We start from the raw sequence: 14036 nt of genomic DNA on the forward strand, positions 1-14036 counted from the left end.
GCTCAGGATGACGTACCTGGGGAGTTACAAAATATTGCACTTTTCCTATTTCGTTTCAACGTCATCCTGAACGCAGTGAAGGATCTCCTGAATCTGGCTCAGTTCCAAGCAGCTTGAGATCCTTCGCTACGCTCAGGATCTGAATGATCCCCACGAAAATTACCATTTTCTGCACAATTCATTTTGAATAATTTGAGTAAGTGGTTCATCGTGGAATTTAAGATACTTAAATCCATCATGCTCAATAATTAATTTTCCTAACGTGAAATAGGAAAATACCTTTTTATCTCTTACAGTATTCGCTTGATATCTACGTTGCATATCTTGGCTATGACCAATGACTCCTATAACCCAATAGGTAATTTGTACAATAGCTGCGAGCAACATTTTAACGCCCCACCTGTGAATGCATTTAGTGCGGATGTAACGTCCACACAAACCAAACTGATGGCTTTTAAGGTCTCGAAAAGACTCTTCAATTTGCATTCGTTTAGAATATAAATTAACAATGTCGGTGGATTTATATTCTGAGGGTAAGTTTGTTGCTAAAATCCAAGGCTCTTTAGCTGCAGATTTATAGCGCCCAGAGCCGATTCGTCCATGCGTATTTCCTCGGCTATCTTTAGATTGGCGTCCCTTGTGTGCACGCTTGGTTGTCACTAATCGGCAATAATATTCATGGCGCCTGGTCAACAATACACGCTCATAATTTGTTGTTCTTTCTTTAACTTGAGATATAAAGTCCTTTACCGTTAACCAATCCTCAGAGTCTCTAAATTTAAGACTTTTCCCTTGCCTGACTCGGCAAACCCAGAACCATCCAAATAAGTCAATTGTTTCAAACCACTCACAATGAAATCCAGCATCCATAATCACAATTACCTTGCGATCAGTTGGTATACAATGAGCTAGTTCTTTTAAAAAATCTTGCGTTTGTTTCTTCAACTCTCCTTCTTTAAATACCTTTCGATATAAAGGTAAGGTTCGTCCTTTTGTTGCCACCTCAGCGCTGAGCATCTGAATTGCTCTGTCATCTTTCATAAAGCAGACATCAATAACAATGGGTAGTGTGGGGTCTTGAGATAAATAGGTGAAAACATAGCTTGATAAAGCTCTATAAAGACTACCTAATTCTTCATGTAAATTTTTATTACCTTCTAAGCGGTCTACTTTTTTTATTTTATGTTTTATATCACTCGAACCTTGGAGTGACCGCCCTATTTGACTCAACGACAAATTTTGACTGTCCCTTAGCGCCATTGAAACATCTAATACAGCATTAATTCGATTTTCATGAATAAATGGACACCCTTCAACCAGGGCATTAAATAATAGCTTTTCAGTAAACATTTTCTATCTACATCAGTAAAAAATGCTTATTTGATCACTAAGACTTCCAATCTGCAACTCTTTTATACATTTTCGTGGGGATAAATCAGTTCGAGATGACCTGGAAGGAACAATTGGAACACCAGTTGCCCACCTGTGTTGCAATCTTAGTTATCACGCTGTTCATTTGACAGTCAGTTTTTTCTCGATATAATAGCGGCCAAGCCGCGATACTAAGCAACGAGAAGCGCCCTCCATCTGTATATTTTGGAATTTAATCATGATTTTATCAGCTCGACGCATTCTTCTATCTTTACTTTTGATCTTCAACCTTTCCACTCTGTTCGCAGAACCTCAGAATCTGGGTCTTCTTAAAGATGAACTCGTTCAGTATCACAACGACGGCCAGTATGAAAAAGAATTCAATGAGGTGATTCGCCAGGCAGAGTGTTATATCAAAAAACGGGCAGCTCAAAACAGACAAATGCAGAACAGGAAGAAACTGGCTCTGGTTCTTGATATTGATGAAACCAGCCTGAGTAATTATCCCAACCTGGAGAAACATGGTTTTGCTGTCAGCACCGCAGCATTTCGAAAATCTGTATTTAAAGCCAGGGCGACTGCCTTTCCGGGCATGTTGCATCTTTATAATCTTGCTCAAAAAAATAATATCACTGTCTTTTTTGTAACTGGACGTCGAACTAGTGAGCGCCAGCCCACCGAGCTCAATCTACACCGGGCCGGCTACAATCACTGGGGGGCTCTGTTCTTAAAGCCCAATGATTATAAAGAATCTTCTGTTATTCCATTTAAATCAGGCACGCGAAGGGCGATTGAGGCGAAAGGTTATACGATAGTCGCCACAATCGGTGATCAATATAGTGATTTGAAAGGTGGATTCGCTGAAAAAGGGTTTAAATTACCTAATCCTTATTATTTTCTACCCTAATTCATAAGATTTTTCATCACCCTTTCCGGAGCTGATATTCGAGTGATGAGATAAAGCCCTCTCGCTTCATCATACTGAATATTGGCTCGCCAGCTTTGGCGAAAGTCAGCTGTATCCTGACCATAAAGCACTTTGATTAAGGGTTCACGGTCAGTGAAATCCTCTATCGAGAGCTCATCCAGTTGTTCTATAGTCATTTGTGACAGGCTTTGTCCATGAATTGAGATAAACTGCTCATCCAGACTGTCAAAATAATCGATAAAATCATCGTAAAAAGCTTCAAGTATTTCTCGATGATAGTAATACATAAAGTTGTTTTGCTGTATGATGTCCATTTGCAGCCAGCTCACATCCAGAAAACGCAGGCATTCATTCAGCATATAATCAACTTTGTTCATCAGATTGCAATCGCCGCAAGCGATACAATACATCATAAAACCTGCTTCCTCTTTAAATTGCGACCAAAGATCTGCATCGCTGATTAAATCAGGATAATTTTTTGTCTGTTGTTCGACTGTCAGGTGAGCTGCCTCCAGTGTATATAAATGTGTCCACCTTAAAACCTGGGATTTCGACAGTTTTTCTCCCTTCGCGTTGGGTAAATAAAGCGACGGCTGATTAACTCTGGTAAATAATCGCTGCTCAATACTATTCAATTGTGATATGGATATGGTGTTATTCGCATGAATGGGGGTCGATTGTAAAGAATACAAAGGCTGAATTTCACAGCGAACCAGCATTCGATAGCATAACTCGGCCAGCTGCATCATGCATAGATGTTTATCGCTAAATATGACAGGCTGTTTTCTTTTAAACGTCGGCCATTGGGTCAACAGAAGCGGGGCAATTATATGCCCGAATTCGTTGCGATAAAGACTCGCTCCATTTCGATTTATATTGTCTTCCCTAAGCATCCGAGACTTTATTTCCCCCAAAAACAGGGTACTCATTACCATCAATCTCCCACAGCTTATCTATTAAGAATAGCTTATAGAGCGTTATGTGGGGAATAAGTTTCTGTGCCCTTACAGATTTTCTTGTGACTTACGTCATCCTGAACGCAGTGAAGGATCTCAAACTGATTAGAGCTGAGCCAGATTCAGGAGATCCTTCACTGCGTTCAGGATGACGTATCCGGGGAGTTACGATCTTTTCACTTTTCCTATTTGCGAAACAGGAATAAACACTTCATCATCCTGGTGCTTTTCCCCCTTCCAGGCATGGCCGTACACTACTTCGTAAGTCAGAGGATATTTATTATCTTCAGTAGAAAATTGCTGATAATTTTTTTCAAATTTTTTCCATGCCTGGCAACCTGTTAATCCATGATTTCGTTTTGGATTTATGTTGCGCACTCCCTGGCTCTTCAGACTGCGAATCAATTGCGCCACGCTTTTATAATGAACAGCGAGCAGCTCCATATCAATCACCGGATCAAGGAAGTTTTCGCCTAGTAATTCATCCCCTATATCATGCATGTCGGCAAATTCATTCGTATGCTCATAGACATCAGCCGATCTCCAGCTTTCGCGAAGCTCCTTGAAAGTATCTGGCCCGAGGGTTGAAAACATTATGCAGCCATGCACATTCATTACCCGATGCAGCTCTTTCAACACAACTTGTAAAGGCTGTGACCAGTGAATTACCTGATTTGCAAACACTAAATCAAACACGCGATCAGCAAAAGGTAGACGCATCATATCCGCATTGACCAAAGGCCATTTACGCCATAATTTCTGCTTCTGTTTAGCCTGCAGCAACATGCTATAGGCCAAATCAAGCGCGATGACCTGTGCCTGCGGATAACGCTTTTTCAATTGGGTAGTGAATAATCCCGTGCCGCAACCCAAATCGAGCACATAACGAGGAGTGATTTTTAAGTAGGACAGACGGTCAAAAAGGCGTTGACCAATTTCATTTTGTACCTTGGCGGCCTGTTCATATTCTGAAGCATGGCGATTAAAGGCCTTGCAAACTTCTGTTTTCGGGTTCATCATCAGCACAAATGGAATGAATCCAACCTGGTAAAAAATCGAAGTATAACACTGCCAGTCAGCTGGCAACAGGATTATCAAAATGGATAGCCTAGATAAACACTCTTTCTGCTGGAAAAATATTTTCAACAGATTAAAACTACCTGCTGTTTGCAAGCTTTGTTCCCAGTACCATACTGAGAATCAGGCTATTTGCCAACAGTGTATGGCCTTGTTCAAAAAAATTGAAACCGCCTGCTGCATCTGCAGAATGCCAATAGGTGAACATTTCGATCTATGTGGTGCCTGTATTAAAAAAAAGCCGCAGTTTAATCGGGTATTTACCGCCTATCGTTACGAGGAACCTCTGCGTGGCTTAATTCATGAGTTTAAATATCGGGAAGGGCTGTATCTGCTGCCTGTATTGCTTAAGCTGCTTCTTGATGCCTTGCCTCTGTCACTTGAAAAACCTGATTGCATTCTCCCTGTTCCCCTGTATTTTAAAAAGCTGCGGCAAAGGGGTTTTAATCAGGCAGCTCTTCTTGCCAGAGGTGTCGCCAGACATTTAGAGGTCCCCTATGATTTCTTTTCATGCCAGAAAATAAAGAATACCTCCCCCCAGGCGCAGCTTAATCGTAAACAACGGCGCAGCAATCTCTTCAACAGTTTTTCGGTAAGAGAGACGCCCTATTCCCATATTCTTCTTGTGGATGATTTATTGACCACCGGCAGTACAGTGAACGAGTTATCAACACTATTAAAACGACAAGGCGTCGAAAAAATTGATGTATTATGCTGTGCCAGAACAATTGGTTAAGGATTAGGCTCTTTGGTTTACAGAGTCTAGCTAGCGCAGATAGCGCTGGAGGTCATTAAGAAGCAACTGTACCAGGAAAAGGAAAAAGGCAATCAATGCCAAACGGTAGAGTAGAATTTCCAGAGCGACAGAGACAGGTCTTCCACTTATTTTTTCTATCAATGCAAAAATAATAGAGCCGCCATCCAATCCCGGGATTGGGAATAAGTTAACCAGCCCAACAGCCAGGCTTAAGGTCGCGATAAAATATAAAAACACCGCGAGTCCCTGCTTGAGAGAGAGAATCGACGCGCTCAACAGCCCGATAGGCCCCAACAGAACTGAGAAAGGGATCTTACCGGTTAACAATTGTTTTAAAATTATCAGGAAAAACCATAGTAATTGCTTCAGTTTAAAACTTGCAAAGCTTGCCGCCTCTATGAAATCCTGGCCAGGAACTCGCTCAAGATATTCCTGACTCTCCGCAGGCATAATGCCGATTGCCGTCAGTAAATTGCCCTGCATAGAAAGGTCTTTAAGATTAAGGAGATAATTCTGATGGATGTTATCGCTGCCAATCACTTTAATCGGTACAGCAGCATTATCCAGATGGCTGATTAGATACATACCCACATCCTGCCAGGAATCTGTTTTATGCTGATCAATGGCTATAATGCGATCGCCGCTTTTTATTCCAGCACCGGCCGCCACACTATCAGTAACTACTTGTTTAACTACTGGAATCTGCTGCTGATGATCCATCGAAAAATATAAAAATAATGTGGCCCAGGCTAATATCAGATTAACAAATGCGCCAGAAAAAAGTACAACGATTCTTACCCATACCGGCTTTTTATCGAAGCAGTAAGGATAATCCTGTGGTTTTACAGGATGTATACGAGAGTTCAGCAGTTTGACATAGCCCCCGAGCGGCCACATCGCCCAAACCCATTCCACTCCATTTTTGCGCCATTTGACAATAGGCTTTCCAAAACCAATAGAGATGGTTTCTATTTTGATGCCAAAAATCCTTGCCGCTATCGCATGACCCGCTTCATGTAAACCGACAACCAACAACAAAGTCAGAATAATTGCCAGCAGAGCAATAAGCATTCGCTACTCCTGCTTTTTTGTATTATCAACAACCAACTGCAACATTGGATGAGTGCGCCGGCCAGTCGATAATTCATGGCCTCTGCGGTATACTTCAAATATACGATAAGTTTGCATGGTGTCTGTGTCAACCAATTCTACATCCTCGCCCGCATCATCAACCAGAGTCACGGTTAGATGCATCTCGCGGAACTGCTCTATATGATAGCGCTCTTTAAATAATTTCAATACACTCAGTAAACTCTCAGCGGCTTCCTCACTGTTATGCTTCCCTTGGAAAATAATATCCATTTGATGCTCCTTAAAGGACAGTAAGAAGATACGATTTTTTATAGCCCTCTTGTTTAGCATAGGCCCAATTTGGAAATCTATGCCAGGACTTCTGTATATTTAACCTAGGCTGGCAGTGAATCCAGCCTACTTCTTTTAACGGCCAACTTGAAAATCACTTGAGTAAATCCTTTACTCATTTGTCTCTCTGCGAGTCAAGTCTGTAAATTACCCCTTTTTTAGTTTACAATTCGGGATTATTTTGCTTTCTCTATGATAAATCTATGGTGTTTGTTGCCTGTGGGCTCAATCATAAAACTGCTCCGCTTGACATTCGTGAGAAGATTGCCGTGTCGCCTGCTTTTCAGGATTCGATATTGCATCGTCTCATGTATTTGCCTGCAGTGAATGAAGCCGCCATACTTTCAACCTGCAATCGCACAGAAATCTACTGTGAAACAGAAGAGCCCGATTTACTGGTTCCCTGGATTGCCCGCGAACATCATCTTCACGCCGAAGAGCTTCAACCCTATTTTTACCTTCATCATGGCGAGGAAGGTGTTCGGCATACCCTAAGGGTAGCCAGTGGATTAGATTCGATGATGCTGGGAGAGCCGCAAATTCTTGGCCAGATGAAACAGGCCTATCATCATGCCTGCCAGGCTGGCACCATCAAATCCAATCTTCGCTCCATCTTTGAGTATGTTTTTAGCGCAAGTAAAAGGATTCGCAGCCGCAGCGGCATTGGCAGCAATCCGGTATCCATTGCCTACGCTGCCGTATTACTGATTGGCCAGCAATTTAAAAATTTCAGCGATTTACGCGTTTTCCTAATTGGTTCTGGGGAAACCTCTTCTCTGGTAGCAAAATATTTATACAAAGAAGGGGTAAGACAATTTCTGGTGGCAAGCCGAACTCAGGAAAATGCCCGTCAACTGGCAGCCACTTTTGCTGGTGAAGCCTTAACCATTGGAGACATTCCCCAGTATCTGGCTCAGGCCGATATCGTTATTTCAGCCACTGCCTGTCCCTTGCCTTTTATAAATAAAAGCCTGGTGGAGCACGCCCTGGCTCAAAGAAACCAGGCGCCTATGTTTTTTCTTGATCTGGCGGTTCCTCGCGATATTGAGGCTGATGTAGGCGAGCTGGCCAATACAGCGCTATATAATATTGACGATCTGCAGTTAATGATTGAGCATGGAATGAATGAACGGCGCACAGCAGCCTTGCAGGCTGAACAACTGATTGACTGCGAACTCGATAATTATATTCGCTGGCATCGTTCATTACGGGCCAAGGATATTATCTGCGGTTATCGTAATCACATGGAATCTCTGGCGCAGCAGGAGCTGCAGCGTGCCATTCATCATCTGTCTACAGGGCAGAATCAGCAAGAGGTCCTCGAAACTTTTTGCAACCGCATGCTGAACAAACTCATTCATCAACCCACTATTGGCTTAAGACAGGCCGCCTGGGATAATCGCCAGGATCTTCTTGACCTGGCCCAATACCTTTTTCACAATCCGGTTAATCAATCCAGTTATGAAGAAATCTCTTGAATCCAAATTACAGCAACTCCTCGAACGTTTCCAGGAAGTAGGCCGTCTATTGTCTGATGCATCGGTGATCAGCGATCAGAATCAATTTAAAAATTTATCCAAAGAATATGCTCAGCTGGAACCCGTAGCGACCTGTTATGAAACCTATCAGAATGCCCGGAAAAATCTGCAGGCTCTGGAGGAAATGGCAGCCGGGGAAGATGCCGATCTGGCAGAAATGGCAGCTGATGAAATCAGCGCTGAAAAAAAACAGATTGAGGAACTCGATGCACAATTGCAGATTTATCTGATTCCGAAAGATCCTGATGATGAGCGCAATGTGTATCTCGAGGTGCGCGCGGGAACCGGAGGAGACGAAGCGGCAATTTTTGCAGGTGATCTGTTTCGCATGTATAGCCGCTATGCGGAAAATCAGGGCTGGCAACTGGAAATCATCAGCGCGAACCAGGGTGAGCATGGTGGTTATAAGGAAATTATTGCCCGAATTTCCGGTGTCTCTGTGTACTCGCAATTGAAATTTGAATCCGGAGCACATCGCGTACAACGCGTCCCGGAAACCGAATCGCAAGGGAGGGTTCATACTTCCGCCTGTACCGTTGCTATTCTTCCTGAAGTCGATGAAATTGACGATATTGATATTAGTGCAGACGAATTACGCGTGGACACCTACCGTTCATCCGGCGCCGGTGGTCAGCACGTCAACAAGACCGATTCAGCCATTCGCATCACCCATTTGCCCACCGGCCTTGTTGTCGAATGCCAGGATGAACGCTCGCAACATAAGAATCGTGCGAAAGCGATGGCTCTCTTAAAAACCAGGCTCCTGGATGCAGAACAAAGCAAGCAACGACAACAGCAGGCACAAACCAGAAAACTGCAGGTTGGCTCAGGCGATCGTTCCGAACGGATTCGAACCTATAATTTTCCGCAAGGCCGGCTCACCGATCACCGCATCAATCTGACACTCTATCAATTGAGCGATATTATTGAGGGCGATTTAGCACCAGTGGTTCATGCCTTGCAGAAAGAACATCATGCTGAACTCCTGGCTGAATTAAGTCGTCATGATTAATATCAAAACCGCTTTATCCAATGCGACCGAAGTACTTGCTGATCTCCATGATACCGCAAGAATAGATGCGGAAATTTTACTTGCTTATACGCTTTCCAAAACAAGAACCTATCTTTATACCCATCCAGAGCAGCCTCTTAACACAGAACAATATCAGCGTTTTCAGACGCTGGTGAAAGAGCGTCAGCTTGGCCGTCCGGTGGCTTATCTTGTTAAAATGCGGGAGTTTTGGTCGCTTCCCCTGAAAGTGACTGAAAGCACGCTAATTCCAAGACCTGAAACAGAACTGATTGTTGAACTTTGCCTTCATTTAATCCCGGAACAAAGAGACATACGAATAATCGATTTGGGTACTGGCAGCGGCGCTATTGCGCTCGCCCTGGCGAAAGAGCGTCCTCAATGGGAAGTCTATGCCAGTGATATCAGCGAGCGGGCCCTCTATGTTGCCAAAGAAAATGCCGCTTCTTTAAATATTACCAACATTCATTTTTTCCAGTCCGACTGGTTTTCTGCTATTCCTGATGCCATGCAGTTTCATGCGATTGTCTCCAATCCGCCCTATATTCCACAGACTGATCCTCATCTGCAACAGGGCGATTTGCGCTTTGAACCCCAATCCGCACTCGCCAGCGGTGAAGATGGCTTGACCGCAATTCGGGATATCATGCAACAGAGTATTGCGAGGCTCAATCGAGACGGGCTATTATTGATTGAGCATGGTTATGATCAAAAAACTGTTGTAGGGTCTATGCTTAAAGATTATGGGTATCAAAAGCTACAGTGTTGGAAAGACGTACAAGGTCTGGACAGAGTCAGTGGAGGAAGGCTGCTAAAGGTTGATGAATGACTCGATTTTTGATATACCTAACGGCCTTTAATTTGGTGCTTTACTGTAAGGGACGTAAATAGTGGGGAGGCCTCGATGCCGTTACAATTAATTGATTCAAACAATGAGAGTATACTTAACGTGAAAAATGACGCCGTTGGCAGTATGGGAATTGCCCCTTATCAGGAAACTGAAGGGGAAGAGTACATGAATGAACAGCAGCGGGCGCATATTGAAAAAATATTGCTGGCCTGGATGCGCTCTCTTATGGAAGAAGTCGATCGAACAGTTTCTCATATGAAGGAAGAAGCAGCGAATTTTGCGGATCCCAATGACAGGGCCAGTCAGGAAGAAGAATTCAGCCTTGAACTGCGTACACGCGACAGGGAACGGAAACTGATCAAGAAAATTGAGGACGCTCTTGAACGTCTTCGTGATGAAGATTTCGGATACTGCGAAGCCTGCGGCGTTGAAATTGGACTGCGTCGTCTGGAAGCCAGACCAACAGCCACTTTATGTATAGATTGCAAAACGCTTTCTGAAATAAAAGAAAGACAAAACCAGGGCAGTTAACGCAGCTCCTGAACGCAGGCACGCCGTCATCTCGAACGCAGTGAGAGATCTCCCAAATCCTGGTTTGTGCCAGCATTCGGAGATCTCTCACTGCGTTCGAGATGACGTGGCATGATACAGTCTGATGAAGACTCTCGTATTCCCTGCTTCCCGCGGCTTATTCCCGGAAAGCAGGAGATTGCTAGTCGACAAAGGTTTCCAACACGGCCAAATAGCGTGCTACCGCTCCTTTATTAGCTTTCAATACCTGGGTTGCATTCAATACCAGCTTTTCTTTTTCTGCCTGGTTAGCATGAAGCGCAATAACTCTGTCTATTAATTCTGCAGCAGATTGTACAATAATCATAGCGTTTGCATCCATCAAGTCACGGCAAATCGTTTTAAAGTTATGCACCTCAGGACCGCTAAACACTGGAACCTTCATAGCGATAGGCTCAAGCACATTATGTCCACCGATGGGTACAAAACTTCCACCAACAAAGGCGTAATCACTAATCTGATAAAAACCCAGGAGCTCTCCCATAGAATCAAGAGTAATCACTTCAGTTTCAGGAGAAATGGTCTCAGGCTTGCTTCGCAATGCCGTTTTAAATCCAGCCTGCTCTGAAAGTAAGTTAACTTTTTGAAAACGCTCTGGATGACGAGGAGCGATTAATACCAGTATATTTTTTATAGAGGCCTGCAATCGGGTTAATTGCTGCAGTATTTGCTCTTCTTCATTGTCATGCGTACTGGCAATAATAAGCACTGGCCTTTCCGGTCCCCAAGCCGCTTTCAATTGGAGAAACAGTCCCTGGTCAATATCTTTGGTCTGTAAGTCAAATTTCATATTACCAATAGTCTGGACCAGGCCTTCCTTAGCTCCCAATTGCTGAAAACGCCTGCCATCGTCCTCGCTTTGAGCAAGGATCCAGGTAAATTGATTAATAACCGGTTTTATCAGCCATTTGATCTTTTGGTAGCCTCTGCAAGAACGCTCTGACAAACGTGCATTAATAAGCATCAAGGGAATTTTAGCCTGACTGGCATAATGAATCAGATTAGGCCAAAGTTCAGTTTCGACAATAACACCAGCGCGTGGCTTGACCGAAACAAAAAATCGTTGCAGTACATCAGGCAAATCATAGGGGATATATCGATGCTGAACGCGATCTCCAAACTTCATCTTCACTTGCTCTGCACCGGTTGGGGTCATTGTGGTAATTAACAACCGCCAGTTTTTAGCCAGCATCTCATTGATTAGCGGAGTGACTGCAATGACCTCTCCCAAAGAGACGGCATGAACCCATACATCAATATTTGGCACAGGCGGCATGCCTGCCCAGAAACGCTCGCCAATGCGATCCCGATACGCTGGCAATTGTCTGCCTTTCCACCAAAGCCGAAAAAGCAGCCAGGGTGTCATCAGGTACATGAAAAAGGAATAAATATAACGCATTGGAATTCCTTGCAAAAAAACAGAAGTATATACCGATTGCCAGGCATTCAGAAATTGTTTATTGATTTGGTTGATTCTCGTCGTCTATGGGCTGTCAGCAGGCCTCAAGATCGAGACGTTTTAGATGTAAGTTACTTAATTAGCCATTATAATAAGAGTTAACAAAGCGTAAACCGTCTCTTTGATGCGGTTTATTCTTCTAATTTATGAAATAATATAGGGATCATCTAACAAAATGGATATCGATTTGATTTATTCAAACAATCAATGCAGGCTCACATGAATTTTCGTCAGTACTTTACGACACATACCTGGTGGGGAAAAATCATCGGTGGTTTTTTAGGATACCTGATGGGTGGCTCCGCAGGCGCCTTATTTGGTATTTTAATCGGTAATTTCTTTGACCGCGGACTTGCAGAGCATTTTTCACGTCCTCACTGGAGTTATTACAGTGAGAAAAGAAAAGTAATTCAAGAGGTGTTTTTCCAGACCACCTTTTCTGTCATGGGACACATTGCGAAGGCGGACGGCAGGGTATCCGAAGAAGAGATTCAGGTTGCTCGTCAGTTAATGAATGAAATGCGTTTAAATAACGAGCAGCAGGAATTGGCCAAGCGCTTGTTCAATGAGGGAAAAGACCCGCGTTTCGATCTCGAGAGCACCTTAAACACGCTTCAGGATACCTGCCGGGTCAATCCCGAACTTCTGAAATTATTTATGGATATCCAATACCGGGTGGCAAAGGCGGGAGGCCTGACTGAGTCTAAAGTTCAAGCGCTGGACAACATTTTTCGGCGAATGGGATTTGCTCCCTTGAAACAACAGTATCGCTTTTATGAAGACTTTATTTTTGGCGGCGCTTACTCAACCGCGGATTATTCCCAGCGCAGCAATCAGCGCTCATCTTCTTCGCACTCATCAAATTCACATCAACGCAGAGAGGAATTCAATTATCAGAATCCCAATAATTTAATGCATGCCTTCGCGGTTCTGGAAATCAGCCCCAATGCCAGTAAGCAGGAAGTGAAAAAAGCTTATCGCAAATTAATTAGCCGCAATCATCCTGATAAATTAATAGCCCAGGGTTTACCAGAAGCAATGATTAAAATTGCAAATGAGAAAACACAGCGAATCACCAAAGCTTATGAGCAAATTTGTGCAAGTAAAGGATGGTAGTGTGTTTAAATAATTAATTTACAAGGGTAGCTTTGCTCTTTCTGTGGGATTCAGGCGGCTCATCCATCCATTCAGGTAATTTTTCAGCAGATCGGTTGAATAGTAATAATCATGGCTGCTTCCAGGAACCTGAAAACTTCTCGATCCTGTCTTTTTAAGCTGCAGTTTCAATTGCTGAGCACTGTGTTTAACTGCTTCATAATCAAATTGAGCATAGATCTCATACACCGGAAAACGCAGGCCTTTGCCAAGAGCTTCTCTAGTCGTCTTCTCATCAGGTTTGCGCTGAAACGCCGAAAGTAACACCAGGCCATTCACTTGCTTGGACTGTGGCTTGCTAAAATAATTCAGGCTGAGATCAAGTTCGTCACCATAGTGAATCATAATCAAACGATTACTGTTTCTTTGCCTCAATGTAGACATTGCTTCCGGTAATTGCTCTATCCACGGTGTTTTTACCCTGAGATCGCTATTTAAAAGCATTACCGACCACCCGGCCTTCGCTAAGGAGTCAGCCAATCTTCTGGGAAACTCCGCCCCTCCTGCTGGTTTTCCACCTTGTAACAAAATGATGCCGCCCTTTGTCTCTTTTTGCCTGCCCTCCCAGAAAGGGAGTTTTATTTCTTCCTGATTGACATTAATTTTAATGTGATCGTCTGCCAAAACAGCCAGTGGCTGAGAGAGAAACAGCAAGATAATCAGGATCAATCGAGAGTGCATAAGGGTTTCTTTTAGAGAGCCTAAGGGATTTGATGCAAGAATTTTGCCGAAGTTGAATAGCATCTTGCCCTTCTGCTGTCGGGAAAAGGCTAAGGCACCCTGCCATTAAGTAAGCTTAATTGTATACAAAACTGTCATCCCCGCGCAGGCGGGGAACCATCGATGAATTCGCATAATGCCCAACTGAGGAATGGATTCCCGCTTTGCGCGGGAATGACAGCAATCCTTTAAGTTAATAGCAG

Annotated in this window: 14 protein-coding genes; 7 read left to right on the forward strand and 7 right to left on the reverse strand. The window is 43.5% G+C overall.

Going from position 1 to position 14036, the window contains the following annotated elements:
• Positions 1-159: 159 nt before the first annotated feature.
• Complete coding sequence (locus E1O89_RS14375; protein WP_133140763.1) at positions 160-1350, reverse strand: IS4 family transposase; 1191 nt, start codon at positions 1348-1350, stop codon at positions 160-162.
• A 259-nt stretch (positions 1351-1609) separates the two neighbouring features.
• Between E1O89_RS14375 and E1O89_RS14380 the strand changes: the two genes are divergently transcribed.
• A complete protein-coding gene (locus E1O89_RS14380) occupies positions 1610-2278 on the forward strand; it encodes an HAD family acid phosphatase (protein WP_133140764.1) in 669 nt (222 codons plus the stop codon).
• On the opposite strand, the gene E1O89_RS14385 is transcribed toward E1O89_RS14380, so the two are convergent.
• Both E1O89_RS14385 and bioC read right to left on the reverse strand, forming a co-directional pair.
• The gene (locus E1O89_RS14385; protein WP_133140765.1) at positions 2275-3228 is read right to left on the reverse strand and encodes a hypothetical protein; all 954 of its coding nucleotides are present in this window, start codon (positions 3226-3228) and stop codon (positions 2275-2277) included. The genes E1O89_RS14380 and E1O89_RS14385 overlap by 4 nt on opposite strands.
• A 192-nt stretch (positions 3229-3420) precedes the next feature.
• Entirely contained in the window at positions 3421-4272 is an 852-nt protein-coding gene (gene bioC, locus E1O89_RS14390; protein WP_133140782.1) for a malonyl-ACP O-methyltransferase BioC, read from the reverse strand.
• 82 nt (positions 4273-4354) lie between these two features.
• Here bioC and E1O89_RS14395 point away from each other — a divergent pair, with 82 nt between their 5' ends.
• Positions 4355-5068, forward strand: coding sequence for a ComF family protein (locus E1O89_RS14395; protein WP_262337539.1), 714 nt, complete (start codon positions 4355-4357; stop codon positions 5066-5068).
• A gap of 30 nt (positions 5069-5098) precedes the next feature.
• Here the strand turns inward: E1O89_RS14395 and E1O89_RS14400 are convergent, their stop codons facing one another.
• Both E1O89_RS14400 and E1O89_RS14405 read right to left on the reverse strand, forming a co-directional pair.
• Complete coding sequence (locus E1O89_RS14400) at positions 5099-6160, reverse strand: M50 family metallopeptidase (RefSeq protein ID WP_133140766.1); 1062 nt, start codon at positions 6158-6160, stop codon at positions 5099-5101.
• A gap of 3 nt (positions 6161-6163) precedes the next feature.
• Complete coding sequence (locus tag E1O89_RS14405) at positions 6164-6451, reverse strand: hypothetical protein (protein ID WP_112220661.1); 288 nt, start codon at positions 6449-6451, stop codon at positions 6164-6166.
• 263 nt (positions 6452-6714) lie between these two features.
• Between E1O89_RS14405 and hemA the strand changes: the two genes are divergently transcribed.
• The 4 genes from hemA to dksA all read left to right on the forward strand — a co-directional run bounded on the left by hemA (position 6715) and on the right by dksA (position 10460).
• Entirely contained in the window at positions 6715-7989 is a 1275-nt protein-coding gene (hemA, locus tag E1O89_RS14410; protein WP_133140767.1) for a glutamyl-tRNA reductase, read from the forward strand.
• A complete protein-coding gene (gene prfA, locus E1O89_RS14415) occupies positions 7973-9061 on the forward strand; it encodes a peptide chain release factor 1 (RefSeq protein ID WP_133140768.1) in 1089 nt (362 codons plus the stop codon). The genes hemA and prfA overlap by 17 nt, the downstream gene beginning before the upstream one ends.
• Positions 9054-9908 carry a peptide chain release factor N(5)-glutamine methyltransferase gene (gene prmC, locus E1O89_RS14420; RefSeq protein WP_133140769.1) on the forward strand — a complete coding sequence of 285 codons (855 nt, stop codon included), beginning with the start codon at positions 9054-9056 and terminating at the stop codon, positions 9906-9908. Before prfA ends, prmC begins: the two co-directional genes overlap by 8 nt.
• 75 nt (positions 9909-9983) lie before the next feature.
• Entirely contained in the window at positions 9984-10460 is a 477-nt protein-coding gene (gene dksA, locus E1O89_RS14425) for an RNA polymerase-binding protein DksA (protein ID WP_058507745.1), read from the forward strand.
• 181 nt (positions 10461-10641) lie between these two features.
• Here dksA and waaA read toward each other — a convergent pair whose 3' ends face one another.
• Entirely contained in the window at positions 10642-11898 is a 1257-nt protein-coding gene (waaA, locus tag E1O89_RS14430) for a lipid IV(A) 3-deoxy-D-manno-octulosonic acid transferase (protein WP_133140770.1), read from the reverse strand.
• 279 nt (positions 11899-12177) lie between these two features.
• Here waaA and djlA point away from each other — a divergent pair, with 279 nt between their 5' ends.
• Positions 12178-13074 carry a co-chaperone DjlA gene (djlA, locus tag E1O89_RS14435; RefSeq protein ID WP_133140771.1) on the forward strand — a complete coding sequence of 299 codons (897 nt, stop codon included), beginning with the start codon at positions 12178-12180 and terminating at the stop codon, positions 13072-13074.
• A gap of 18 nt (positions 13075-13092) precedes the next feature.
• Here djlA and E1O89_RS14440 read toward each other — a convergent pair whose 3' ends face one another.
• A complete protein-coding gene (locus E1O89_RS14440; protein ID WP_133140772.1) occupies positions 13093-13794 on the reverse strand; it encodes an alpha/beta hydrolase in 702 nt (233 codons plus the stop codon).
• Positions 13795-14036 lie beyond the last annotated feature (242 nt).

Source organism: Legionella genomosp. 1 (assembly GCF_900640215.1).
Classification (GTDB): Bacteria; Pseudomonadota; Gammaproteobacteria; order Legionellales; family Legionellaceae; genus Legionella_C; species Legionella_C quinlivanii_A.

What these genes read in the sequence shown, in the direction of transcription:
- E1O89_RS14375 (WP_133140763.1), bottom strand. Translation starts at nt 1,350, where the DNA reads ATGTTTACTGAAAAGCTATTATTTAATGCCCTGGTTGAAGGGTGTCCA.
- E1O89_RS14380 (WP_133140764.1), top strand. Translation starts at nt 1,610, where the DNA reads ATGATTTTATCAGCTCGACGCATTCTTCTATCTTTACTTTTGATCTTC.
- E1O89_RS14385 (WP_133140765.1), bottom strand. Translation starts at nt 3,228, where the DNA reads ATGAGTACCCTGTTTTTGGGGGAAATAAAGTCTCGGATGCTTAGGGAA.
- bioC (WP_133140782.1), bottom strand. Translation starts at nt 4,272, where the DNA reads ATGAACCCGAAAACAGAAGTTTGCAAGGCCTTTAATCGCCATGCTTCA.
- E1O89_RS14395 (WP_262337539.1), top strand. Translation starts at nt 4,355, where the DNA reads ATGGATAGCCTAGATAAACACTCTTTCTGCTGGAAAAATATTTTCAAC.
- E1O89_RS14400 (WP_133140766.1), bottom strand. Translation starts at nt 6,160, where the DNA reads ATGCTTATTGCTCTGCTGGCAATTATTCTGACTTTGTTGTTGGTTGTC.
- E1O89_RS14405 (WP_112220661.1), bottom strand. Translation starts at nt 6,451, where the DNA reads ATGGATATTATTTTCCAAGGGAAGCATAACAGTGAGGAAGCCGCTGAG.
- hemA (WP_133140767.1), top strand. Translation starts at nt 6,715, where the DNA reads ATGGTGTTTGTTGCCTGTGGGCTCAATCATAAAACTGCTCCGCTTGAC.
- prfA (WP_133140768.1), top strand. Translation starts at nt 7,973, where the DNA reads ATGAAGAAATCTCTTGAATCCAAATTACAGCAACTCCTCGAACGTTTC.
- prmC (WP_133140769.1), top strand. Translation starts at nt 9,054, where the DNA reads ATGATTAATATCAAAACCGCTTTATCCAATGCGACCGAAGTACTTGCT.
- dksA (WP_058507745.1), top strand. Translation starts at nt 9,984, where the DNA reads ATGCCGTTACAATTAATTGATTCAAACAATGAGAGTATACTTAACGTG.
- waaA (WP_133140770.1), bottom strand. Translation starts at nt 11,898, where the DNA reads ATGCGTTATATTTATTCCTTTTTCATGTACCTGATGACACCCTGGCTG.
- djlA (WP_133140771.1), top strand. Translation starts at nt 12,178, where the DNA reads ATGAATTTTCGTCAGTACTTTACGACACATACCTGGTGGGGAAAAATC.
- E1O89_RS14440 (WP_133140772.1), bottom strand. Translation starts at nt 13,794, where the DNA reads ATGCACTCTCGATTGATCCTGATTATCTTGCTGTTTCTCTCTCAGCCA.